19 protein-coding genes and 1 tRNA gene are annotated in these 23,251 nt (G+C 37.6%); 10 read left to right on the top strand and 10 right to left on the bottom strand.

Annotation, left to right across the window (positions count from 1 at the left end; genetic code table 11):
- Window positions 1-37: 37 nt before the first annotated feature.
- Both msrP and msrQ read left to right on the top strand, forming a co-directional pair.
- Window positions 38-1,048, top strand: coding sequence for a protein-methionine-sulfoxide reductase catalytic subunit MsrP (msrP, locus tag DBO93_RS15495; RefSeq protein WP_108457151.1), 1,011 nt, complete (start codon window positions 38-40; stop codon window positions 1,046-1,048).
- Window positions 1,048-1,686: a protein-methionine-sulfoxide reductase heme-binding subunit MsrQ gene (gene msrQ / locus DBO93_RS15490; protein WP_239059015.1), complete on the top strand. Its 639-nt coding sequence runs from the start codon at window positions 1,048-1,050 to the stop codon at window positions 1,684-1,686. Before msrP ends, msrQ begins: the two co-directional genes overlap by 1 nt.
- 97 nt (window positions 1,687-1,783) lie before the next feature.
- Here msrQ and DBO93_RS15485 read toward each other — a convergent pair whose 3' ends face one another.
- Window positions 1,784-2,065: a peptidylprolyl isomerase gene (locus DBO93_RS15485; RefSeq protein ID WP_108457150.1), complete on the bottom strand. Its 282-nt coding sequence runs from the start codon at window positions 2,063-2,065 to the stop codon at window positions 1,784-1,786.
- Between the two features lie 267 nt (window positions 2,066-2,332).
- Between DBO93_RS15485 and DBO93_RS15480 the strand changes: the two genes are divergently transcribed.
- From DBO93_RS15480 to DBO93_RS15465, 4 genes are all read left to right on the top strand, one after another.
- The gene (locus DBO93_RS15480) at window positions 2,333-3,226 is read left to right on the top strand and encodes a hydrogen peroxide-inducible genes activator (RefSeq protein ID WP_108457149.1); all 894 of its coding nucleotides are present in this window, start codon (window positions 2,333-2,335) and stop codon (window positions 3,224-3,226) included.
- A gap of 73 nt (window positions 3,227-3,299) precedes the next feature.
- Window positions 3,300-3,851, top strand: coding sequence for a sigma-70 family RNA polymerase sigma factor (locus tag DBO93_RS15475; RefSeq protein WP_108457148.1), 552 nt, complete (start codon window positions 3,300-3,302; stop codon window positions 3,849-3,851).
- A complete protein-coding gene (locus DBO93_RS15470) occupies window positions 3,841-4,581 on the top strand; it encodes a hypothetical protein (protein ID WP_108457147.1) in 741 nt (246 codons plus the stop codon). The genes DBO93_RS15475 and DBO93_RS15470 overlap by 11 nt, the downstream gene beginning before the upstream one ends.
- A 3-nt stretch (window positions 4,582-4,584) precedes the next feature.
- The gene (locus DBO93_RS15465; protein ID WP_108457146.1) at window positions 4,585-5,538 is read left to right on the top strand and encodes a hypothetical protein; all 954 of its coding nucleotides are present in this window, start codon (window positions 4,585-4,587) and stop codon (window positions 5,536-5,538) included.
- Window positions 5,539-5,653: 115 nt separating this feature from the next.
- Here DBO93_RS15465 and DBO93_RS15460 read toward each other — a convergent pair whose 3' ends face one another.
- The 5 genes from DBO93_RS15460 to DBO93_RS15440 form a co-directional block, all read right to left on the bottom strand.
- On the bottom strand, window positions 5,654-6,136 hold the full coding sequence (locus tag DBO93_RS15460) for a hypothetical protein (protein ID WP_108457145.1): 483 nt from the start codon (window positions 6,134-6,136) through the stop codon (window positions 5,654-5,656).
- A 418-nt stretch (window positions 6,137-6,554) separates the two neighbouring features.
- On the bottom strand, window positions 6,555-8,729 hold the full coding sequence (locus DBO93_RS15455; protein ID WP_108457144.1) for a malate synthase G: 2,175 nt from the start codon (window positions 8,727-8,729) through the stop codon (window positions 6,555-6,557).
- Between the two features lie 439 nt (window positions 8,730-9,168).
- Entirely contained in the window at window positions 9,169-9,885 is a 717-nt protein-coding gene (locus tag DBO93_RS15450; protein ID WP_108457878.1) for an LrgB family protein, read from the bottom strand.
- A 4-nt stretch (window positions 9,886-9,889) separates the two neighbouring features.
- Window positions 9,890-10,216 carry a CidA/LrgA family protein gene (locus DBO93_RS15445; RefSeq protein ID WP_108457143.1) on the bottom strand — a complete coding sequence of 109 codons (327 nt, stop codon included), beginning with the start codon at window positions 10,214-10,216 and terminating at the stop codon, window positions 9,890-9,892.
- 76 nt (window positions 10,217-10,292) lie between these two features.
- Complete coding sequence (locus tag DBO93_RS15440; RefSeq protein WP_108457142.1) at window positions 10,293-11,228, bottom strand: LysR family transcriptional regulator; 936 nt, start codon at window positions 11,226-11,228, stop codon at window positions 10,293-10,295.
- Window positions 11,229-11,570: 342 nt separating this feature from the next.
- Here DBO93_RS15440 and DBO93_RS15435 point away from each other — a divergent pair, with 342 nt between their 5' ends.
- Window positions 11,571-13,157, top strand: a complete 1,587-nt coding sequence (locus DBO93_RS15435; RefSeq protein WP_108457141.1) for an isocitrate lyase — start codon at window positions 11,571-11,573, stop codon at window positions 13,155-13,157.
- 431 nt (window positions 13,158-13,588) lie between these two features.
- Window positions 13,589-16,201, top strand: a complete 2,613-nt coding sequence (locus tag DBO93_RS15430) for a TonB-dependent receptor (RefSeq protein WP_108457140.1) — start codon at window positions 13,589-13,591, stop codon at window positions 16,199-16,201.
- A 143-nt stretch (window positions 16,202-16,344) separates the two neighbouring features.
- Here DBO93_RS15430 and DBO93_RS15425 read toward each other — a convergent pair whose 3' ends face one another.
- The gene (locus tag DBO93_RS15425; protein ID WP_108457139.1) at window positions 16,345-17,178 is read right to left on the bottom strand and encodes an AraC family transcriptional regulator; all 834 of its coding nucleotides are present in this window, start codon (window positions 17,176-17,178) and stop codon (window positions 16,345-16,347) included.
- 196 nt (window positions 17,179-17,374) lie between these two features.
- Here DBO93_RS15425 and DBO93_RS15420 point away from each other — a divergent pair, with 196 nt between their 5' ends.
- The gene (locus DBO93_RS15420) at window positions 17,375-18,043 is read left to right on the top strand and encodes a glutathione S-transferase (RefSeq protein WP_108457138.1); all 669 of its coding nucleotides are present in this window, start codon (window positions 17,375-17,377) and stop codon (window positions 18,041-18,043) included.
- A gap of 115 nt (window positions 18,044-18,158) precedes the next feature.
- Here DBO93_RS15420 and DBO93_RS15415 read toward each other — a convergent pair whose 3' ends face one another.
- Window positions 18,159-18,710, bottom strand: coding sequence for an XRE family transcriptional regulator (locus DBO93_RS15415; RefSeq protein WP_108457137.1), 552 nt, complete (start codon window positions 18,708-18,710; stop codon window positions 18,159-18,161).
- A 64-nt stretch (window positions 18,711-18,774) separates the two neighbouring features.
- Between DBO93_RS15415 and DBO93_RS15410 the strand changes: the two genes are divergently transcribed.
- The gene (locus DBO93_RS15410) at window positions 18,775-19,965 is read left to right on the top strand and encodes a benzoate/H(+) symporter BenE family transporter (protein WP_108457877.1); all 1,191 of its coding nucleotides are present in this window, start codon (window positions 18,775-18,777) and stop codon (window positions 19,963-19,965) included.
- A gap of 214 nt (window positions 19,966-20,179) precedes the next feature.
- On the opposite strand, the gene DBO93_RS15405 is transcribed toward DBO93_RS15410, so the two are convergent.
- Both DBO93_RS15405 and DBO93_RS15400 read right to left on the bottom strand, forming a co-directional pair.
- A tRNA-Ile gene (locus DBO93_RS15405) sits at window positions 20,180-20,256 on the bottom strand.
- A 172-nt stretch (window positions 20,257-20,428) separates the two neighbouring features.
- Window positions 20,429-23,182 carry a choice-of-anchor B family protein gene (locus tag DBO93_RS15400; protein ID WP_108457136.1) on the bottom strand — a complete coding sequence of 918 codons (2,754 nt, stop codon included), beginning with the start codon at window positions 23,180-23,182 and terminating at the stop codon, window positions 20,429-20,431.
- Window positions 23,183-23,251 lie beyond the last annotated feature (69 nt).

Genomic DNA, 23,251 nt, shown 5'->3' with positions numbered 1-23,251 from the left:
CGTCCGATTAGTATAATTAGATCTACTAGGGGTAAATATGTTAATCAAATCTAAGAAGAGCTATCAGCTGTCTGAGCAGCAAGTAACTGATGAATCAGTTTATCATTCGAGACGTGATCTTTTAAAAAAACTTGGTTATCTTGGGGCGGGTAGCTTACTTGCCCAATCGGCTGCTAGTCATGCTAGCCCAATTGATTTTTTTAGCAGTAAAAAAGAAGTCGTATTTCAGCGCCAAGCTTTAACATATGCCAAAGCTGATGAATCTGCACAAATATTAACGCCCGAAGCCAAAATTACAACACATAATAATTTTTATGAATTTGGTACCAACAAAGGTGACCCCGTAGAAAACGCGCAAGAATTCAACGTTAACCCTTGGCAATTAACTATCTCAGGTGAAGTCGATAAACCTTATACACTGGGTTACGATGACCTCTTTAAACGCTTCCCTTTAGAAGAACGTATATACCGCTTACGCTGCGTAGAAGCGTGGTCTATGGTTATCCCGTGGGTGGGTTTTAGCTTAGCTGAGTTAATTAAAAAAGCAGCCCCAAATTCAAAAGCCAAATATGTCGCATTTGAAACCTTATATGATCCTAAACAAATGCCAGGACAAGACAGTCGTCGTATTGGCGGTGGTGTGCAATATCCTTATGTAGAAGGCTTACGTATTGATGAAGCCATGAACCCATTAGCCTTTATGAGTGTTGGCTTGTATGGAAAAACCCTACCAGCCCAAAACGGCGCACCTATTCGTTTAGTTGTGCCTTGGAAGTATGGTTTTAAAAGTATTAAGTCAATTGTTGGCATAAAATTGGTTGAACATAAGCCACCAACAACTTGGAATATTCTAGCTAACAATGAATATGGATTTTATGCCAATGTAAATCCAGAAGTAGACCACCCTCGTTGGAGTCAAGCAAGTGAAAGACGTATTACTACCGGTGGTCTATTTGCACGTAACCGTATAGCTACATTACCTTTTAATGGCTATGGCGAAGAAGTTGCACAAATGTATAAAGGCATGGATTTAAGGAAAAACTATTAGTGTCAGCCAGTTCAGACACCATGCGTACAGTGACTTTTAAGTCAGTTTTCCTGCGTAATAGGGTATTGCTACTTAAAATAGCGATTCATTTAATGGCTTTTTTACCGCTATTAGGACTTTATTTTTTGGCATTTACTGAACAGCTTGGCGCGGATCCTGTAGAAGAAGTGATTCACTTTACGGGCATTGGCGCTTTTAATTTACTGCTTATTTCCTTATTGATCACACCGGTTGCAAAGAAATATCGTCAAGGCTATTTAGTTCAAACTAGACGGTTGGTAGGTTTATATAGCTTTACCTATGCGGTGTTTCATTTACTTAATTTTTTAGCTTTTGAAGTGCAATTTGACCTGACATTATTTTTTAATGAAATACTTGAACGGCCTTATATTACTGTGGGAATGGGCGCTTTAATTATTCTTCTTTCTTTGGCTGTAACATCAATCACAGCACTGAGACGAAAAATGGGCCCTAAATGGCAAAAGCTACATAATTGGGTTTATGTTGCTGTTTTACTCATAGCCTTACATTTTTTCTGGTCAGTTAAATCTGATATTGTTGAGCCAATGATTTATTTTTCTATCGCAGTCGTACTTTTAATATTACGCAAAGATAAAATAAAGCGTTGGTTTAGATAAAACCTTAACTGATATAAAGCTTAAGATACAAAAAAGCGAAAGTAATAACTTTCGCTTTTAATACTCAAAGAGCAGTGAAAAAACTATCTATCAAACATTACTCGCTACGAGATGTTACTTCAAGTAAGTGATAACCAAATTGAGTTTTAACCGGGCCTTGTACTTCATTCAATGGTGCTGAAAAAACAACCTCATCAAATTCTTGTACCATTTGGCCACGTCCAAAAGAACCCAAAGCTCCACCTTGAGCTTTAGAAGGGCAATTTGAATGCGCTTGTGCAACGGCGGTGAAATCTTCGCCCGCTGAGATTTGTTGCTTTAATGTTAGACATTGCTCTTCAGTATCAACCAATATATGACGTGCTGACGCTCTTAACATTTTATTACCTCCAGTTTTATATATCTAGCAGGACTTTACCGTATTTTTTTTAAAAATAACACAACCATTACAATTAAATACATTTACCATGGTTCGCTAGATGTTGATAAAATCGCTTTGAATATGGCCTTAAATTAGACATTTATTATATTTTTAACCACTATCGTTTTAATTAATTGAAATTAATCTTATTGATAGGTTAAATTAATGGTGCAGGAGTTAATTTATAAATTTTAACACCAATAACCTAATCATTAATGAGCGAATATGTACTTACCAAATTTAAAACATTTACGCTACTTAGTAGCATTGCATCAACATCAACACTTTCATCAAGCGGCTCAGGCTTGCTTTGTTAGCCAGTCAACATTAAGTAGTGCAATTTTGAAGCTTGAACAGCAACTTAATTGTCAATTAATTGAACGAGACAATAAGTCATTTTTATTTACTAGCCAAGGTAATGAGTTTGTTGAAAAAGCACGTAAGTTGTTGGTTGATGCTAATGATCTTGTTAACAGTGCAAAACAACAAGGTCAAACCGATGGTGGGGTATTTAATATTGGTTGTATACCCACAATTGCCCCTTATTTATTGACTGACTTAGTGCCCGCTTGCCAACATGAATTAAAAAATTTACGTATTTATTTTCGAGAAGATACGACTGATAACTTATTAAATATGCTTAAAAACGGTGAGCTTGATGTTGTTATTCTTGCATTACCTATTGCGCAAAGAGGCTTTGAAAGTGAAGTGGTTGGTAAGGACCATTTCTTTGGGGCAGGTGATCCTAAATTAATGGCTAAATTTAGTGCTGAGCAAGATTATCAATGTTTACCTGAACATAGTGTGTTTTTGTTATCAAATGAGCATTGTTTAACTAAGCATGCTTTATCAGCTTGTAAGTTGGCTGACACCAGTCGAATCAACCCTTTTTCAGCCTCAAGTTTAGCAACCTTAGTACAAATGACCGCTTTTCATCAAGGCTTTACTTTTCTCCCTGAAATGGCGATAAAAAAAGGCTTTTCAAAAGCCGAAGGGCTAACGATAGAAAAACTTTCTGGAAATGTTTATCGAGAAATCGCTTTAATGCGACGGTCAACTAGCGCTGTATCACCTATCTACCAAAAACTATCGGCCATATTAGTAGATTTATTAAAATAATTTGAAAACTTTCAAACTTTTTTACTCCTCATCTCTACCTTTAATATAAGAACGTAAAATAATAGGACAATGCGTGTTTGAACGAAGCGACGAAACGCTAGTAAAACAAGCGCTGAAAGGTAAAAAGTCAGCTTGGGTTACCTTGGTAAAACGGTATGAGAAAAACTTATACAACTACACTCTGCGCATGGTGAGTAATCCTGACGACGCCTTAGATTTGATGCAGGATGTTTTTATGGCTGTTTTTCGAAATTTGGCATCATTTCGTGGAGACAGCCCATTTAAAGGTTGGTTGTTTAAAATTGCTCATTACCGTTGTATTGAATTTTACCGTCGAAAAAAGCCAACACAATCTTTAGATGATGCACCCGAGCAACAAGAACAAAGCGATGATACTTGTCCAGAAGCTCATTTTTTTTCAGGTCAGCAAGCAAGTTTATTAAAAAAAGCGATGCAGACATTACCGGTTAATCAAAAGCTAGTGGTGGAGTTGAAATTTTTTCAACACTGTACTTTTGATGATATTTCAAAGCAATTAGGTGTTTCAGTGAACACGGTTAAATCACGCTTATATAGTGCGTTAGATAAACTAAAAGATCATTTGGAGTTAGACCATGTCAAATAAACGGTCGGAACAAGCGGTTAGTAAAAATACGAATAATGCTGAATCAAATCAAGAGCAAGTCTTTGCAGAGTGGCTTGATGGTAAATCAGATGAATGTTCGTTAGATGAAGCGTCGTTATGGCAACAACGTAAAAATACTGTCAATGCTATTGAGCATCAAGTCGAAATGTATGGTGATGAAAAAGTGCCATCATGGGACAGAGCTAGCGGCTTTGAAAGTGATAAAATACCATTTTGGCAATGGCGAGGCTTGCCTGCATTATCGATGGCTTTTTCCATATTCGCTCTGGCATTCGTGGTGTTCAAAGTCGAGTTAGTGATACAAGATAATAGCGTGTTATTAAGTTTTTCCGGAAATAATAACCAGCTACAAGATCAAAAGTTAACTCAGTTAGTTGATCAACGTTTACAGAGCTTTGCGCAAGAGCAGCAAGTGGTATTAGCTAACTATGCCGCGGATATTAAAGTTAAACAGCAAGATAATAATTTACAGCTTGCCAGTTATATCATGGGGGCTTCTCGTCAGGAGCGTAAAGAAGATATAAGTGACTTTATTCAATACATTAATGCTGAACGAAAAGATGAAATTTTAGAGCAAAAAATTAAGTATCAAGCGCTAGAACAAGCGATTAAATATAACAAAGCTTATCAAAGTGAAAGTATTAAAGGCTTTGGGTTAAAGCAAGGCGATGTAAAAAGTAGCCTTGCTAATTGGACAACCGAGGAATAGAGAATGAATAAATATAAAGTATTATCATCAAGTATAGTGTTGCCTTGTATGCTTATGTCGACTGCATTATTGGCTGCAGAGCAAGGTACAGAGCAGTATTCAGGATTGCATAAACAGCTATCTATCATGAGTGATATTATTAAATCATCAGTGACTGATAAATCGGCCAATCAGTTATCAAAAATTAATAGTATTGAAAGTACCTATTTACGTGGCCAAGGTGTTGTTTTTACTATTAGCTCTGCCGCAAATAATAGCCAGTGGGGTAATTACAGCTTTAATTTTTCAATGCCTGAAATGCCTACCTTGCCAGAAATGCCAGCGGCTCCAATAGCGCCTGAGGTTAATCAAAATTTTCATGAGAAATTTGATATTGATATTAATCAAACGGTTAGTCATGCAATGGAGTCTGCAGCTGTGGGTTATGAAAGAATCGTAGAAATTTTTGAACATAATCGTGATAAAACCAGAGAGCTCAGAGAAGAGCAGCGTGAACTTGCATACAATTTAAGGGATGTAGAGCGTGAAAAACGTGATTTAAATTACCAGCTTGCCAGAGCGAGCGATGAACGCAAAGCCGAGATCATAAAAGACTTAAAAAGCCTTGAGAAACAGGAATCAAAATTAAACGAAGATAAAGTAAAAATTACCGACAAGGCGAATGACTTGGCCAAAAAGCAAAAAGCAGAACAGTCGAAAAGGATAGAACATCGTGCGCAGTATTATCAGCAATTAACGGTGAAACTAACCGAAACGCTTTGTTTATATGGTAATGGTTTAAAAGAGTTACCAAAGCAAGAACATGTCAGTGTTATTTTGAAGTCTGCAGGTGAGCAATCTTCAGGTCGTTATAAAGACAGTATTTTGGTGTTTACTAAGGAAGATATTGCAAGTTGTTCAGCAGATAAAATAAGTGCTGCAAAGTTAATGGAAAAAAGCCAAGCTTATCAATTTTAACCACATTTAGAATAAGCATATTAGATTAAGTAAAAACGAGTTAACGCTACATAATAAAAAACCGCTAATAAGCGGTTTTTTATTTAATGACTTAAATACAAAATAGATGAATGACTTAATTTATATTTTTAACTATAAAATTGACTTTTCTTTTATCAACTTTTTCATTGATATTTTCTTTGCTCTTAGCGCTTTTTGATGAAAAGTTGAAGTAAGCGATGACTTGTTGCAACTTGTCATTGAATTTTGCAGCGAACTCAAAGAAGGAATTTTTTTTATCAAACTTACGTGGCACTAAACTGGAAAAGTCAGCAACTTTAATTCCCTGCATAGGTTGCTGGGAAGTTTGATTAGATGAAACTACATTGCTTTGATGGTATTGAGTGAATATTTCACTGGTAATTGCAGGATACGAGAAGTTATTAATATCATCGATAGCAGATGATTGTATTGTAAAAACTACAATATCTTTGGTTAAGTTAGAGTGCAACTTTTGCTTAGTTCTTTTTTCTGCATAAGCTGTTGAGCAATATAGAAAAAAAAGACTGAAAATAGTAAGCAAAGTGGCAACTAAGTTGGGCTTTAATTGAATTGTCATTTTGTATTCCTCATCACATGTCGACCTTAAATCATTCCTTGATATCCCATCGTACCATTATGTTACAAATTAATATAGATAATGACTTGTGTTTACGCGATAGCGATAAGGTAGACGGTTTACTTTATCAGACCAATAGCCTAATTTTTAATAAGTAGAGTTATAAAAATGAAAGTTAGCATTATCACACATGCTTTAGTTTTATTCGTATTAGGCAGCAGTAAGTGCAAGTTGTTGTAGGAAAATATGAAAGCTAATCTGCAGTTAAAATACCAATAGTGTGGAATTTAATAAGGCGTTGTTATCAGTGAAAAAACTATGTGTAGAATATTTGCTGACAATAGATTGGTAGTCATAAATGCAATTATTTATGACTACCGGCAAGAGCTTACTTAAGACGTAACAACTGCAGAGTGCTTTATTTAACTTGTGCTTTATACACAAGCCTATTTTTATGTAATAAAGGCTCAGTATAACCGTTAGGTTGTTCATGGCCTTGCAGTACTAATGCTAATGCAGTTTGAAAAGCAATACTGTTGTCAAAGTTATTCGACATTGCATGATATTGCGTATCATGCTGATTTTGTTTGTCTACAACGGCCGCCATTTTTTTCAAGCTTGTTAACACTTGCTCTTTAGTGCAAATATTATGTTGTAGCCAATTGGCCATATGTTGACTCGAAATACGCAGTGTTGCTCGATCTTCCATTAAGCCAACATTGTTAATGTCGGGTACTTTTGAGCAACCAACACCTTGATCAATCCAGCGAACAACATAACCTAAAATACCTTGCGAATTATTATCCAACTCATCAGAAATTTCTTGTGCAGTCCACTGAGTATTCTCGGCTAAAGGTATGGTTAATATATCGTCTATGTCGGCCGGCGTACGTTTTTTAAGTGTTTGCTGTAATTGCAGCACATTAACTTTATGATAATGCAAAGCATGCAATGTAGCAGCCGTTGGTGAAGGTACCCAAGCCGTATTTGCACCCGCTTTAACATGGTTGATTTTTGTTGCAAGCATGTTCGCCATTTGATCTGGAATCGGCCACATGCCTTTACCTATTTGTGCTTTACCGCTAAAACCACACGCTAAACCCACATCAACATTGTTATCTTCATACGCAGATATCCATTTTGTTAACTTTATATCTGCTTTTCTTGCCATAACGCCCGCTGCCATAGAGGTATGGATTTCGTCACCTGTTCGGTCAAGAAAGCCAGTATTAATAAATACTACGCGCTCTTTTGCCTGATAAATACAGGCTTTAAGGTTTACACTGGTACGACGCTCTTCATCCATTATGCCCATTTTTAAAGTATTACGTGGCAGTGTTAATAAATCTTCAACACGGTCAAATAATTCATTAGCGAAAGCGACTTCTTCTGGACCATGCATTTTAGGTTTAACAATGTAAACAGAGCCTGTTTCACTGTTGCGTAAAGTATTTTCTTTATTGACGTCATAGCTTGAAATTAATGAGGTAATCACGGCGTCCATAATACCTTCAGGTACTTCATTATTGTGCTGGTCAATAATGGCATTGTTAGTCATTAAGTGGCCAACATTTCGCACGAACATTAAACTACGCGCTTTTAAGCTACTTTGCGTACCATCAAGTTTTTGATAAGTTTTATCTGCATGCATTAAGCGAGTTTGCTGCTTGCCAGACTTTTCAAATGTTTCAGATAACGTACCTTGATTTAAGCCTAACCAGTTTTGATAGGCTATTACTTTGTCAGCAGCATCAACCGCGGCTACAGAGTCTTCACAATCCATAATGGTTGTTATTGCTGACTCCATTGCAATGCCACTAACGCCTGCTATATCGCTTTTTGCAATTGTACTGTCTTGATCAAATTCAATAATAAAATGTAAATCATGATGTTTGAAAACCAACTCACTCGGAGATGCTGGTTCGCCATTAAAACCAATAAATAAACCAGGTTGGCCTAGGTAAGTATTCTCATCATTCTTCAGTGTAACGACTAACTTACCATCAACCACTTTATAACACTGTGCGTTATGGTGTGATCCGCTCTCTAGTGGGATAGTTTGATCTAAAAAGTCGCGAGCAAAGTCAATAACCTTAGCACCGCGAGCTGGATTATAAGATTTTGTTTTTTCTGCACCATTGTCTTCACTTATAACGTCTGAGCCATATAAAGCATCGTATAAACTTCCCCAACGAGCATTTACTGCATTTAAAGCAAAGCGGGCGTTCATTACTGGAACTACTAGCTGTGGACCGGCTATAGTGGCTAATTCTGCATCAACATTTTTTGTTGAAATAGTGAAGTCGTCAACAGGTGCTGCTAGGTAACCTATCTCTGTTAAAAAGCCTTTGTAATCAGAAAAATTAAAGTTATCAGCTTGATGACCTTGATGATAAGCGGTTATTTTTTGTTGTAGCGCATCACGTTTTATCAATAAGTCTTTATTTTTTGGTGCTAGCTCCTCAATAAGGTTGGCAAAGCCTGACCAAAAGGTGTCTTGAGGTAGCTTGGTACCCGGAAGCACTTGTTCATTAACAAAGTTATAAAGTTCTTCTGCTACCTGCAAATTTGCGATTGAAATTCTTTTTGTCATGGGACACCTATTGTTGAAAGTTAAGAAGAAAGTATTCTTACTTTAATACATTTACGAAAAACCAATACCTGCAATGTAGGAATATTGTGTAGCTGATGCAATAGCTGCTGGTTAACCACTGCGTGAGTTTGTGTGGTGTTTTTTATGCTGTATTGTTTTTTATATTTATAACTACTTGTTAAATAATATTAAATATTAATTATTTCATGGTTTTAAATATCATTATTCACACTATTGTTTATTATGATTTTTGTTATTTATTTTATGAATTATCTATTTAGAAGGCATGTTCTCACATTATATTGCTTTAGTACCATGGCAATATAATAACTTTAGCTTAGGTTATTTAAAATTTCCGATCAAAATTTCAATTAAATATTGTCATAAAGCAACGGTAATAAAGCGTAGAATTGCTACGGATATTACTAATAAAACGCTACTAATAAAGCGTTACTAAAAAGTTAATAATAAATGGACTAATAGTAGCGGTAATAACCGCGGACACAATTAAGGCTAATGAACTATAAGCGGCATGTTCGTAACTGATATTACTCACGGTAGCCGTACCTATAGCGTGGCTAGCTGCACCAATGGCTAAGCCTTGCGCTTTCGGTGATTTAACTTTTATAAATCTTAACCAAGGAGGACCGACTATGGCACCAAAAAAGCCAGCAAGAATAATAGCAAAAGCTGTAATTGCTGTATTACCGTCCAATTGACCCGCTATGGCAATAGCAATAGGTGTAGTTACTGATTTTAATGACAGAGCAACCGCAATGGTGTGATCGCCAACCAATAACATAGTAACAACAAAGCTACTAACAATGGCAACAAAAGCCCCTATAAATAATACCCATATGATACTTTTCCATTGATTGGCAATGGTTGCTAGATGTTGATAAAGCGGAAATCCCAGGGCTACAACAGCAGGCTCTAGTAAGGCATTTAATAACCAAGAACTAGCAAAGTAACGTTCAAAGCTAATGTCTTGCCACAATAAAATAGCAATAATAACTAAAATACTCACCAGCATAGGCTGTAACCAAATTGCATTGAGTTTGCGTTGAAAAACCGCCGTGATTTGAAATAGTGCAATAGTAGCAGCTATAGCAAAAATTGAAGATAACAAGTGGCTACTTAATAAATTAGAGATCATTAGCTTACTCGTCATCCGCAGCATGGCGCTGATAATGTAAGCCGACAATAGTCAGTAGCAAGAAGGTTGTTACAAAAGTAATCATGACGATGGTGATACCAAACTGCTTGATTAATTCAAAATGGTTCATGATACCCACACCTGCGGGCACAAAGCATACCCCCATATGTTTCAAGCCCCACACGACACTACTTTTAATACGATCGGCATTAAAAACTCGAAGATGTAATGTCAGCGTAAAAATAATCAAGCCGTATAAACTACCCGGTAAAAAAGGAACAAAAAAGGCACATAGTTTTCCCAAAGCAACACAGCTAAATATTGCAAACATACTATATAATGCATTGAATGCTCTTTGTTTGAACGTGTTCAAAATTACTCATAACCTCCACGTGCTTAAAGCTTAGTTAGCCCTCATTTGCAGCTTCGATTACTAACTGCCTAAACCAAATATGACTAGCATCATGATGCAAGAGTGGGCTCCATATCATTTTTAATTCAATGTCAGGAATATCGAAAGGGGGTTTTAGTACCGTGTAATTTGCATCATTTTTGTGAATTAAGGCGGCCCGTGTGGGTAAAGTTGCCACTAATTCATCTTCAAGTGCCAATTGCATCGCTACATGGTAATTTCGGGTAAATACTTTTATGTCACGCTGTTTACCTAAGCGCGCTAAAGCTTCGTCAACCCAACCCAACTTTTGTACATCTTTTGGATCCATACCAACACCAACACCAAAGCCTGTTTTAGATACCCAAACATGCTTGGCACTCAGGTAGGTGTTGAGATTGAATTTTGACACTACTGGATTATCAGCACTTAACAAACAAGAGAAGGAGTCACGCCATATCGTTTTTTGATGAAATGATTGCGGCAGTTCGTCAAAGCGGTTAATCGCCATGTCAATTTTGCCGGCTTCCACGTCATGAAAGTTAACATCACTTGGGGTCATAATATCAATCGTGACATTAGGCGCTATTTGATTAATACGTTTCAATAATTTTGGTAATAAGGTTGAAGCCGCGTAATCACTTGCCATTAATCGAAAAACTCGCTGGCTGTTAAGTTCGTTGAACTCTTCTTCACCTTGCAGTGCTTCTTCTAATTCTAATAAAATTTTACGAATAGCAGGTCCTAAAGCACGTGCACGTTCTGTTGGCACCATACCATCAGAAGTTCTGACTAATATAGGATCATTAAAAAGTGTGCGCAGCCGTTTTAGACCGTTACTCATGGCAGGTTGTGTAATATTTAACTGACCTGCAGCACGCGTAACATTTTTTTCTCTGAGTAATACATCAAGATAAATCAGTAAATTTAAATCAATTTTTGAGATATTCATAAAATTAATAATCTAATACAAAAATATAAGCTAGATTTATGTCATGGCTCAAGAGGATAATCAAGTAAATTTAGAGAAAGAAATAAATTAATTTTAGTGTTTTTACACATGAAAAGCAGAGATAAATAATCTTAATTATTGAATTCATTGGACTATTTTATAATGTTATTTAGAGTTAATACACCAATATTTCCTTTGTGAATGGTAGGTATGTTAATTATATATTTCATTTATTTTAGTTGGTTGGTTTAGTATTTATGTTGTTCGGTGTGACAGCTTACACAAGCGGTTACATCATAAAGTATTTACATACTGTCAGTTATAACTTTTGGAGAAAGTGATATGTCTAATTATCAAAGTGCAATAGAAGCAGTTCAAGCGATTAAAGAAAAAGCTGGCAGTTCTTGGGATGCCATCAATCCTGAGTCAATAGCTCGTATGCGAGCGCAAAATAAATTTAAAACAGGTTTAGACATTGCCCAATATACAGCAGACATTATGCGCCGCGATATGGCTGCTTATGATGCTGATAGCTCTAAGTACACACAATCATTAGGTTGCTGGCATGGTTTTATTGGCCAACAGAAAATGATTTCTATCAAGAAACATTTTGCTGGTCAAACTGACCGACGCTACTTGTACCTTTCTGGTTGGATGGTTGCTGCACTGCGCAGCGAGTTTGGTCCTCTTCCAGATCAATCAATGCATGAGAAAACCTCAGTAGCTTCTTTAGTAGCAGAGCTATACACCTTTTTACGCCAAGCAGATGCGCGCGAATTAGGCGGTCTTTTCCGCGAATTAGACGCTGCAGCAGAAGGCGACAAAGCCGCAATTCAAGATCAAATTGATAATCATGTAACACACGTTGTTCCAATTATTGCTGATATTGATGCTGGTTTTGGTAATGCTGAAGCAACTTACATCATGGCTAAACAAATGATCGAAGCGGGTGCTTGTGCATTACAAATCGAAAACCAAGTAGCTGATGAAAAACAATGTGGACATCAAGATGGTAAAGTAACAGTACCTCATGCAGATTTTCACTCTAAAATTCGTGCATTACGCCATGCTTTCCTAGAACTAGGTATCGACAACGGCATTATCGTTTCACGTACTGACTCTGAAGGTGCTGGCCTTACAAAAGAAATCGCTGTTGTTAAAGAACCTGGCGACCAAGGCGACATATATAATTCATTCCTAGACGTTGAAGAAATTGACGTAGCTGATATGGCTGAAGGCGATGTATGTTTTAACCGCGATGGCAAGCTTGTTCGTCCTAAGCGTTTGCCTTCTGGTTTATACCAATTCCGCCAAGGTACAGGTGAAGAGCGTTGTGTATTTGATAGCATTGAAGCGATTAAAGCGGGCGCAGATTTACTTTGGATTGAAACAGCAACACCTAACGTAGCCGATATCACAGCGATGATGAACGAAGTACGTAAAGAAATTCCAAATGCGAAGCTTGTTTATAACAATAGCCCATCGTTTAACTGGACACTAAACTTCCGTCAACAAGCATACGACAATATGGTTGAAGCTGGTGAAGATGTATCTAGCTACGTACGTGCTGACTTAATGAGTGTTGAATACGATAATACAGAATTAGCGGCATCAGCTGATGATAAAATCCGTAGCTTCCAATCAGACACAGCGCGTGAAGCGGGTATATTCCATCACTTAATTACATTGCCAACTTACCATACGGCTGCGTTATCTACTGATAACCTTGCCAAAGAATATTTTGGTGATGCAGCTATGTTAGGTTATGTAGAAGGTGTACAACGTAAAGAAATTCGTCAAGGTATTGCCTGTGTTAAACATCAAAACATGTCAGGTTCTGACATGGGTGATGATCACAAAGAATACTTTGCTGGTGAAAACGCTCTTAAAGCAGGTGGCGCTAAAAACACCTCTAACCAGTTTTCATAACATACCAACATTATTGTTGATGTGTAAAACAGACCCAACCGAAGTAAAAGTACTGTGTTAGAGCAGTATGATCGATAAGTTAATAATTTTTAACTTGAAAATCGATTGAAACCAAAGTCCGATGAACATGTTCATCGGACTTTTTTTTATCAAAAATAAGTCACCTAGAAGAATAATAAAACTAGCTGATCTTTATTGCGTACCATCAAAAAGTCCGAAGTTATTCGTAGTAAATATATACTGGTTACATAAGTTTACACTTTTGTTAAAGATTCTAAGTGGTTAACCTGTTAAAACTGGACTTGATTTGCTATAAAAATCAACTGACTTTTCTTATTGGACTTATTTAGCTAAATAGTATTTTAGCAAAAAAATACTATTCAAATATTATAAAAAAACAAGTCATTATAAAACATAAAAAGGAAGATAAAATGAAACTCTCAAACAGACGTAAACATACACTCGCCCTCAGCATAGCCGCTGCCTTATTTGCCTCACAAAGCCATGTTGTGGTCGCTGCTGAAAAAGACAGCGTAGAACGCATAGAAGTTACCGGTTCTCACATCAAAAGAACTGATATGGAAGGACCATCGCCATTAACATCACTTAGTGCAGAAGATATCGCTAATAGTGGTGTTACTGACCTAATCGGCCTTTTTACTAAGTTACCTATGGCGGGACAAGGTACATTTTCAACACAAGGGAACAGTAGTGACAATACCAGTAATGGTGGTTCAAGTGTTTCATTACGTGGCTTGGGTGCAGACTCAACGTTAATACTTGTCAATGGTCGTCGCGTTTCTGTTTCACCTTTTGCTAATAATATTGACACTGCATTTGTTGATATTAACAATATTCCATTAGCAGCAATTAAGCGTGTTGATATTCTAAAAGATGGCGCTTCAGCAACATATGGCTCTGATGCTGTTGCGGGTGTAATCAATATCGTACTTCGTGATGATGTTGAGGGCGCTGAAGTTTCCGCAAAACTCGGTGATACCGCAGATGGCGGTGGTAAAGAAAAAAATATAAGTCTTGTTTGGGGTAACTCAACAGAAAAAAGCAGCCATACGTTTGCGTTAGATTACTTCGAGCGTGAAGAAATTCTTTATGCGGATCGCGACTATTCAAAATCGGCGAATCAAGCAGCATTGAGACCTAACGATCCGTTTGCCACTGACTTTAGAAGTTCATCAGGGTTCCCTGGTACTATAGCTTTAGCGGATGATTCAACTATTCGTATGCCAGATACTTTTGGCAATGACGTTTGTGCACCAGAAGACATCATCGGCAACCTTTGTGGTTATGATTACGCACCGGTAATGACTTCAGTACCTGCTACTGAACGAGCTAGCTTTATTTACTTAGGTAAATATGAAATTAATGACAATTTACGTGGTTTTGCTGAATTGAATGGCCAACATTCAAAAACCACTATTCGCGGTGCAGGTAGTCCGAGTTTTAATGAGCTATTTATGTCGGGCGATAATGTAAATCATCCATTTGCAGATTTGCCAGACCATGCTTTTTATCAGCAAGATTTAACTATGCGTCGACGTATGCTCGATATTGGTAACCGTGAAAAGCGTGTCACTTCTGACTATTACCGTTCAATCATCGGCTTACAAGGTGAGATCGAAGATTGGAGCTGGGAAATTGCTTATAACTACATTAAAAGCACATCAACAGAGCGTGGCGTAAACGGTTTCCCTAACTCTCGTCGAACGCAAGAAGCAATTGATAGTGGTTTATGGAATCCGTTTGAACCATCAAGTAACTCGCAAGAATCATTAGATTTTATTGAAACCACTACTACACGTATTGGTAAATCAACCAGTAAGTCTTTCGATGGTAAAATTAGCGGTTCAATCATGGAAATGGAACATGGTGATCTTGGCTTAGCCGTTGGTGTTGAATACAGAGAAGAAAGCATTAGTGATAATCCTGATGATCAATTCTTACGTGGTGAAGTTTTTGGTACTGAAGCAACTCAAGCGAATGGCAAGCGTGATAATACCTCTGTTTTTGCAGAGTTAGCTATTCCAGTGCTAGACACACTTGAAGTGCAAGTTGCTGTTCGTCATGAAGACTATAGTGATTTTGGCACCACAACCGATCCAAAAGTTGCCTTTATTTGGCAACCTACCGATTCTTTATCATTACGTGGCTCATACGGAACAGCGTTTAGAGCACCTTCATTGCATCAAATCGGCTTAGGTAATACTGATGAATCTCCTACTTTAGTTGATTCGGTGCGCTGTGCAGCTGTCGGCATTGATTGTGATCCGAAAGAGTACACCGCGGTATTATCAGGGAATGACGACTTAGGTCCTGAAGAATCGAAAAGCTATAACTTAGGTTTAATCTATGAAGTAGCTGATAATTTAGACTTCTCAATTGATTATTATGATTATGATATTGAAAACGTAATTACAAAAGATACTCAGTTTAAATTTAGTACTTTAGGTAATGATCCTACTGTTGTAGAACGTTTACCGTCATCTCTTGCTGGCGATCCAGGTGAAGTAGTACGTATTTTTGATCAATATGAAAACATTGGTAATATCACAACCTCTGGTTTAGATATTGAAGCCAACTACGGTTTAGACACTGAAATAGGCGAGTTCAAATTTACCTATGTAGTCAATTATGTTTTATCTTATGAAGATGCGCGTCCAAATGCTGATGGCTCTATGCGTATTGACACTCAAGAAGGTGACTTTGAACAACCTGAAGTACGTTGGACATTCAACACGTCTTGGGTACAAGGTGATTGGAACGCAAGTATGGCGATTAACTATATTGGCGAATTTAAACAAGACGCTGCTGTAGCAACTGAAGGCATGAGTGATGTAGACGCATGGACAACGGTTGATACCACGATAAATTATATTGGTATTGAAAACACCACGTTAAGTCTTGGTGCTACAAACTTATTTAATGAAGAGCCACCGTTTGCTTATCATGACTTTATGGGCTTTGTTAGTGGTACGCACAATAGCCAAGGTCGTTTTGTGTATGTTAAAGCAAGCTATAAGTTTTAAATAATGATTAGTATTTAATATCAGCTTAAATCTTGTTAAAACGCTTACTTAGGTAAGCGTTTTTTTTTGCCAAGAATAGGCTGAAATAAGCCGTAATAATCGTTAAGATAATACTTTTTTTGTGTATTTTAGAGTCGTGTATTTTAAGCTGACTTTGCTGTTAACGTGTTGCCTTGGTGTTTAATCATTTGTCTGAATGCTCGAGGCGTTATGCCATATCGGCGTTTAAAGTGCCGATAAAAGTGACTTAAGTTACTAAACCCGGTGGCGAAAGCCACTTCTGTTATATCGGTACTTGAGCTTGCAAGTAAGTTAGCCGCCGCATCGCAGCGAACCTTTAGCAAGTATTCAATAACGCTAAAGCCGGTATGCTGGCGAAATTGTCGAGCGAAATGGCTTCTTGATATATTCACCTGATTAGCTACTATTTCTAAAGTTATATCAAGGGCATAGTTATCATGTATCCAGTTTTGCGCCTTGTTCATTCGCAATGTGGCTAGCTCACTTGTACTTTCCTCATAACCCGCACCGCTCATATGGGTGAATAATAATCTCAGGTATAAGGCTTCTTTTAAACTCGCATGTAAAGGCGAAGAAGAATTAGGACTATTTACGAGTTCTTCGGCTACAGCTAACATTTTTTTTGTGCTGTTATCTGTACTTTGAAACTCATTATTAATCAAAAATTTTCCTGTTGATAACGTATTTAAGAACAGCCGATTGGTTGGTGTTGATAAAGTATCAAAAGAGGGTGGATCAATGCAGGCGAATAGTAGAATAGTTTCAGCTTGTTTAATAATATGAATTGAGTGCGCGTATTGTGCAGGAATAAAAATAGAATGCCCCGATGATAAACTATACTGTTCATCATTGATTTGAATATTCACACAGCCTGTTAAGCAAACCACCATCTCATGAACGTTGTGCTTGTGCTGTTCGATATTTTGTCTGAATAAAACGCTAGAAGTCCAAAGCATTTATATAGTCCGATAGTACAATTATTAGGTTCAATCCTATGCGACACAAATAAATAAAGATACTAAAATAATATCAACGTAGCACTATTGTACTTTTTGTTTTTATTCTTGCCTTCAGTTAGATGAATGAACAGGTGGGTTTTGGCAAGTTAATGGCGATAGTTCAGTTACATACTTTACTGTATTGGAGAAAACTATGATCGTTGTACATCATTTAAATAATTCGAGATCGCAACGCGTGCTTTGGGCATTAGAAGAGTTAGGCGTTCCTTATGAAATAAAGCATTATAAGCGTGATCTAAAAACTAACTTAGCCCCTGCAAGCCTAAAAAAAGTTCATCCTTTGGGTAAATCTCCAGTGATCACTGATGGCGATATAACGATTGCAGAGTCAGGTGCTATTGTTGAGTATCTCGCGCAAACTTATGGTCAAAATAACTTTTTACCTGAGGCTAAAACCGAAGCGCATCGTCAGTATTTATATTGGTTGCACTTTGCTGAAGGTACGTTGATGCAGCAATTGTTGTTAAAGCTTATTTTAGAGAAAGCAGTTCAACGTTCATTACCTATTCTTGTTAAGCCAATCGCGAAAGGCATAATGAAAAAAGTGATGGCTGGCTATGTAGGACCGAATATTACTGCAAATTTAACATTAATTGAAAATCACTTGAAAAATAATGAATGGTTCGCTGGCGACGCACTTTCAGGAGCAGATATTCAAATGAGTTTCCCACTAGAAGCTTGGGCAGCGAGAAAAACCGCTGACCAAAATTATCCTACAATTATTGCCTTCGTAAAACGTTTTCAGGCGCGAGAAGCATATCAAAAAGCTTTAAAAACTGGCGGTACTTACGACTTTGCGTAATGCTTTAAAATTAAAAATGCTTAGGGAAAGTAAGTAGTATAAAGCCTGCATAAGCTAAAATATCGATTTAACAGAAAAATAAGCTTTGTTTTATTTGCTGTAAATGCTGGCAATATTAAGTCTTTAATTCATCAGAGTAAGCAATTATATTGTGAAACGTAGCGGGTTTATCGGTTAGATTACGGTAGCCGTGAGCTACGTTTGCACAAAACCTTACCGTGTCACCTTTTTGTATTGCGTGCCATTTATTATCTAGAAAGTATTCCATATCACCTTCAATAACCAAAATGTGTTCTATCACACCAGTATTGTGTGGTGATGACATTTGTTGGTGAAGAGGCGATAAAGTTAACGAGAAAACTTCAATTTTTGTTACTTCATCAAAAGGGAACAGTGTAGAGATAGCGATTCCTTTTTCGGTCTTTAGCAACCCTTGCTTTAAATCGCTTTTACCAATGATCCCTAAAAAGTAACTTAACGGTAATTGAAAGCCATTTGCCACCTTCCAAAGTTTTGCAACAGTAGGGCTAGATTCTCCTCGTTCAATCTGTCCTAACATGGCTTTTGAAACGCCAGTGTGTCGGCTTGCTGTATCTAAGCTCCAGGCTTTTTTTGTTCGAGCTAGTTTTAACTGATTACCAATTGCGTTATTTATTTTGTCAGTCATGATTTACCTTGTGCGTTATAACATACGGTGATATGTTGTGCGCTATAACGCACTGAAATTTATTATGGGAGCTTTTACTATGGTAGTCAATCGCATTATTAGTTCGGCGGTTGCCGGATTAGCTGCTGTGGTGATAGGCTTTGCTAGCTCTATAGCATTGATATATCAATTAGTTATTAACCTTGGGGGTGATGCAAGCTTAGCATCAAGTTGGTTGTTATCACTAGGGCTAGCTATAGGTATTACCTCAATTGCTTTATCACTTTATTATCGAATACCGATATTAACAGCTTGGTCAACTCCTGGCGCAGCATTGTTAATTGCCGATGCACAAAACTTTAGTCTCAACGAAGCAGTCGCTGGGTTTATGTTTTCAGCGTTGCTAATCTTCTTATCTGGCATTACAGGTTGGTTTGAAAAGTTAATCAACAAAATACCCTTTCAGCTAGCGTCAGCAATGTTAGCGGGCATTTTGGTAAACTTTGGTATCGACGTTTTTAATCATATGAACCAAGAGCCTATTCTTGTTGGTGTGATGTTTTTAACTTATTTAATTGCGAAACAGCTCGCGCCTAAATTCACAATATTATTTGTATTACTACTCAGCGGCGTAATGGCGTGGCAACTTAACTTGATTGATGTAAGTGATTTTTCATGGGAGATCAGTGAGTTCACTTACATCTCTCCAGAATTTAATTTAAAAGCAATATTGGGTGTGGGTGTACCACTTTTTATTGTCACTATGGCAGCGCAAAATTTACCGGGCATTGCAGTATTAAAAGCACATAATTATAAAACGCCGGTATCTTCAATTCTCAGTGTAACAGGGCTAGTAAACTTAATTGCAGCTCCCTTTGGAGGCTACGGGCTCAACTTAGCAGCAATAACCGCTGCTATTTGCATGACAGAAGATGTAGATAAAAAACCAGAAAATCGTTACTGGTCGGCAATTTCAGGCGGTGTTTTTTATATAGTAATGGCGTTATCAGCAAGCTACTTAATGAATGTATTTTCAATACTGCCAACAGCACTAATTTTCGCCTTGGCCGGTATTGCGTTGTTTACAACCATTACCAATAGCATCAAGCAAGCGTTAACAGACAATAAAGTATCTGAAGCTGCAATGATCACATTCTTAGTCACCGCCTCAAACCTAACATTGTTGAACATAAACTCAGTGCTATTAGGATTAATTGCGGGCTGTTTGGTCATGGCTGTTCAGCGTGCGTTCAAAAAAAATGCGGTAATTAAATAGTTTAATAAGCAATAATTTCATTTATTTACAGTAATCGTTATTTTGGATAATAAGCTGAAATATTGTAAATACAGTGAGGACTTTTTTGGTAACACAGTTGGTACATAAAGTTTATGGTACTAAATAGAGTGCTAAAAATAGGAAAGCTAAAGTGTAGAGTGGCTGTAGATCAGACATAAAAAAAGACGCTACAAGGCGTCTTTAATCGTTGAAATGGTGGCCCCTCCCTGACTTGAACAGGGGACCTGCCGATTATGAGTCGGATGCTCTAACCAACTGAGCTAAGGGGCCATCTTTCTACTTTGCTGCAAAAAACGCGAAAGGTTCTTCAAAGCGGCGGGAAGTATAAGCATTTTTTATTTTGTTGTCACCATTATAAAGTTAAAAAAACTGATAAATAAGTTCGATAGTTCAATAGTTGAGCGATTTGTTGTTTCAGTAATCGCTCAACTGAGTTTTTAAGTTACTTCAGTCGATTTCTACTGAGTACAATAATCATAAATAAGATGAAGTATCCTATTGAACCACTGCCTGAAGATTCATTTTCTATTGGTGGTGGTGGCAGTACCACAGGTGCTGCAACAACAGTTAGGGTTAGGGATTTACTAGAAGATAAGCCTTTTGAGTCTGTAGCAGTGAATGACAGTGTTATATCACCTGCACTCGAAGGTGCTACAAAGCTCGCTGTTAAAGCGGTAGCGTTTGTGAGTGTAATGCTAGTTCCCGCTGTTTGCTGCCATAAATAGGTCATTGGGTCATTTTCATTATCGCTGACGGTAGCTGTTACGTTAACGGTTGCACCTGTATTTACTTCACTATTTTCTGCTAACGTTACCGTAGGGGCTGTATTGCTATCGTCATCTGAAATAGTCACGGTGAATTGGGTATTTGCTCCTAATTTACTGCCTGCAACAGGTGAAAGTGTGATGAAGAAACTCTCATTAGCTTCATTTTCTGTATCATCTATAATGATCACTTGAAGGTTTTTTTCTGCTGAATCGCCGTCTGCCCAATTTATTGTGCCCGAAGCCGATTCTACATCTTCCCCAGTAATCGCGGTATCAGAGCTTAATAAATATGAAACCGATATGGCTCCAGCAGAGCTTCCTTGGCGTGCTAGTGCTATATCAAGCATGCCTTGGTTTTCTGCAACGGTAGTTTCTTCTGTAATAAATGATATTGAACCACTGTCGTCGAGGCCGTCAATATTTACTGTTAAGTAGCTATAGTTACCTAGTGTCGCGCTATTGCTTGGTTGGCTTAAACGCACGAAGAATTTTTCTTGTAACTCTGCACTCGTGCTGTCAGTAGATATCGATATATTGAAGCTTTTATCCGTCGTGTCGTTTGCTGGCCAATTTAAAGTACCTGCTGTAGGTGTATAGTCGCTATCTTCTTTTGCGCTTCCGGGTATGAGTTGGTAATTAACACTTATGGCTTGATCTGGGGCCGTAGCATTATTTCGCTGAACATTAACGGTTAATATCTCTCCCTGGCTGGCGCTGATGCTACTATTTGTAAAAGATACTTTGCCCTGATTAGACTCTAATGTTCGGTCTTTTAAAATATATAATCCACTACCAATATCGCTAACTAAAATATTACCTGAAGGTAGGAAAGGGTAGGCACCCCAAGCGCCATTAAAACCGGCGTTATTTGATGGAGTATAAGTGTCGAAAAAGCCTACATCGATAGGGTTTGCAGGGTCAGTAATATCTAATACAGTTAAGCCACGTTCGTAGTTTGACATGTAATAACGGTTACCCCGAACAAAACCATTATGGTCAATGGCACGCGTAGGACCGGTCCACTGTCCAACTTGAGTTGGGTTATTTAAATCTGCGATAGAAAAAATACGCACGGTTGAGTTTAAGCCGCCATCTTTTTCGTCAAACTCATCATGTAAAAATATATGTTGGTTGTCTTCTGTTCCCCAACCTGAGTGTACGTATTGGTTGCTTTTGGATACATCGTTATATTCACCAGTACCTAGCAGTGTTGTTGCTGAAGTATTTGTGATGTTCCAAAGCTTTACTTCTTTTTCATTGAAGTCGATGAAGACTGTACAGCTATCACCACGGGTATCACATTGGCTTTCTTTTCTGCTATCAGTAATGTTTATTGAAGCACCGTCATGGGTATATCCTGAGCCAAAATAATTATTAGCCAAGCCCGTTAACGTTGAAGGTGTTACTAATGAATAACTATGAAATGCACCGCCAAATCGGTTGCTACCAATAAGCTGTAAACTAGGTGTTAAACCAGGTAGTGTGATGTTAAGCGAGTGATCTACATTACTAATGTAAACGTTATGAGCTTTCGTAACTACGGTGTTTTTCTCAACTAAACTTACTGAGTTTGGCAATTGATTTAGGTTAATAATAGTGACGAAGTCAGAGGCGCCATCAATGGTGGCATATGCATACGCTTGCCAAGCATTTATTGATTCATCGAAATGTTGATAAACCTTTATGTCTCGCCATGTGGAGTTTAGTCCGCGAATGGTGCCAACTTCTTGTGGATCTTCAGGGTTGGTAACATTTACGATGGCAACGCCATTACGCAAACCAATCAGTGCATATTCGTCACCGGTATTCAAATCTACATGGCCCCAAATATCATTAGCACTGCTTGGGCGGCTTGAAAAATCATTTAGAGGCATATGAGCAAGTAAATCGATATTGTTACAAGCAAAACTTCCTGCTGCACCGTTAACACAGTCCACGCCAACTTGCTTTTCACTTAAGGTATAGTAACTTGCTAATTTATTTTGAAGTGCTTTACTCTCTGCACTGTCTTTGGCAAAAAGCGATTTACCATCAGCCATTATAACAAAGCCTTGCTGGCGAAGCGGCTCTGCCATATCTAAGGGAATATTTTTTAGCTCTGTTGGGTTTGTGTCTGGGCTTTGGGTTTGAAAGTGGTCAAAGCGATTGTATCCACCGTAAATAGGGACAAGCGCACTTTTCAAATAGAACAATTCATCGCTTGAATTAATGGTGTATTCACCAAAAGAGACTAATATTTTATCGCCTTTATTCGCTTGTTGAACTGCGTAGGCAATCGACTTACAAGGCCTTAATACTTGATCACACTTTCCGGTATCTTTGCCCGTTTCAGCGACAAATCGTGCTTTATCATGTTCTGAATGTGCCAAGATTGCTTGGCTTTGAAATAAGGCGGCGATAACGACGAATACCAATGATATGCGTAACATCAGATAGTCCTTATGTTAATAAAATGTTATAAATGTACTTTACTTTAACGTATTTAGATTATTTATTAA

The organism is Colwellia sp. Arc7-D (genome assembly GCF_003061515.1).
GTDB lineage: Bacteria > Pseudomonadota > Gammaproteobacteria > Enterobacterales > Alteromonadaceae > Cognaticolwellia.
This window is presented reverse-complemented; position numbering and strand designations above follow the sequence as displayed.

Coding starts and splice junctions, on each gene's coding strand:
- msrP (WP_108457151.1), top strand. CDS start 38: ATGTTAATCAAATCTAAGAAGAGCTATCAGCTGTCTGAGCAGCAAGTA.
- DBO93_RS15485 (WP_108457150.1), bottom strand. CDS start 2,065: ATGTTAAGAGCGTCAGCACGTCATATATTGGTTGATACTGAAGAGCAA.
- DBO93_RS15480 (WP_108457149.1), top strand. CDS start 2,333: ATGTACTTACCAAATTTAAAACATTTACGCTACTTAGTAGCATTGCAT.
- DBO93_RS15470 (WP_108457147.1), top strand. CDS start 3,841: ATGTCAAATAAACGGTCGGAACAAGCGGTTAGTAAAAATACGAATAAT.
- DBO93_RS15465 (WP_108457146.1), top strand. CDS start 4,585: ATGAATAAATATAAAGTATTATCATCAAGTATAGTGTTGCCTTGTATG.
- DBO93_RS15460 (WP_108457145.1), bottom strand. CDS start 6,136: ATGACAATTCAATTAAAGCCCAACTTAGTTGCCACTTTGCTTACTATT.
- DBO93_RS15455 (WP_108457144.1), bottom strand. CDS start 8,729: ATGACAAAAAGAATTTCAATCGCAAATTTGCAGGTAGCAGAAGAACTT.
- DBO93_RS15450 (WP_108457878.1), bottom strand. CDS start 9,885: ATGATCTCTAATTTATTAAGTAGCCACTTGTTATCTTCAATTTTTGCT.
- DBO93_RS15445 (WP_108457143.1), bottom strand. CDS start 10,216: ATGTTTGCAATATTTAGCTGTGTTGCTTTGGGAAAACTATGTGCCTTT.
- DBO93_RS15440 (WP_108457142.1), bottom strand. CDS start 11,228: ATGAATATCTCAAAAATTGATTTAAATTTACTGATTTATCTTGATGTA.
- DBO93_RS15435 (WP_108457141.1), top strand. CDS start 11,571: ATGTCTAATTATCAAAGTGCAATAGAAGCAGTTCAAGCGATTAAAGAA.
- DBO93_RS15430 (WP_108457140.1), top strand. CDS start 13,589: ATGAAACTCTCAAACAGACGTAAACATACACTCGCCCTCAGCATAGCC.
- DBO93_RS15425 (WP_108457139.1), bottom strand. CDS start 17,178: ATGCTTTGGACTTCTAGCGTTTTATTCAGACAAAATATCGAACAGCAC.
- DBO93_RS15420 (WP_108457138.1), top strand. CDS start 17,375: ATGATCGTTGTACATCATTTAAATAATTCGAGATCGCAACGCGTGCTT.
- DBO93_RS15415 (WP_108457137.1), bottom strand. CDS start 18,710: ATGACTGACAAAATAAATAACGCAATTGGTAATCAGTTAAAACTAGCT.
- DBO93_RS15410 (WP_108457877.1), top strand. CDS start 18,775: ATGGGAGCTTTTACTATGGTAGTCAATCGCATTATTAGTTCGGCGGTT.
- DBO93_RS15400 (WP_108457136.1), bottom strand. CDS start 23,182: ATGTTACGCATATCATTGGTATTCGTCGTTATCGCCGCCTTATTTCAA.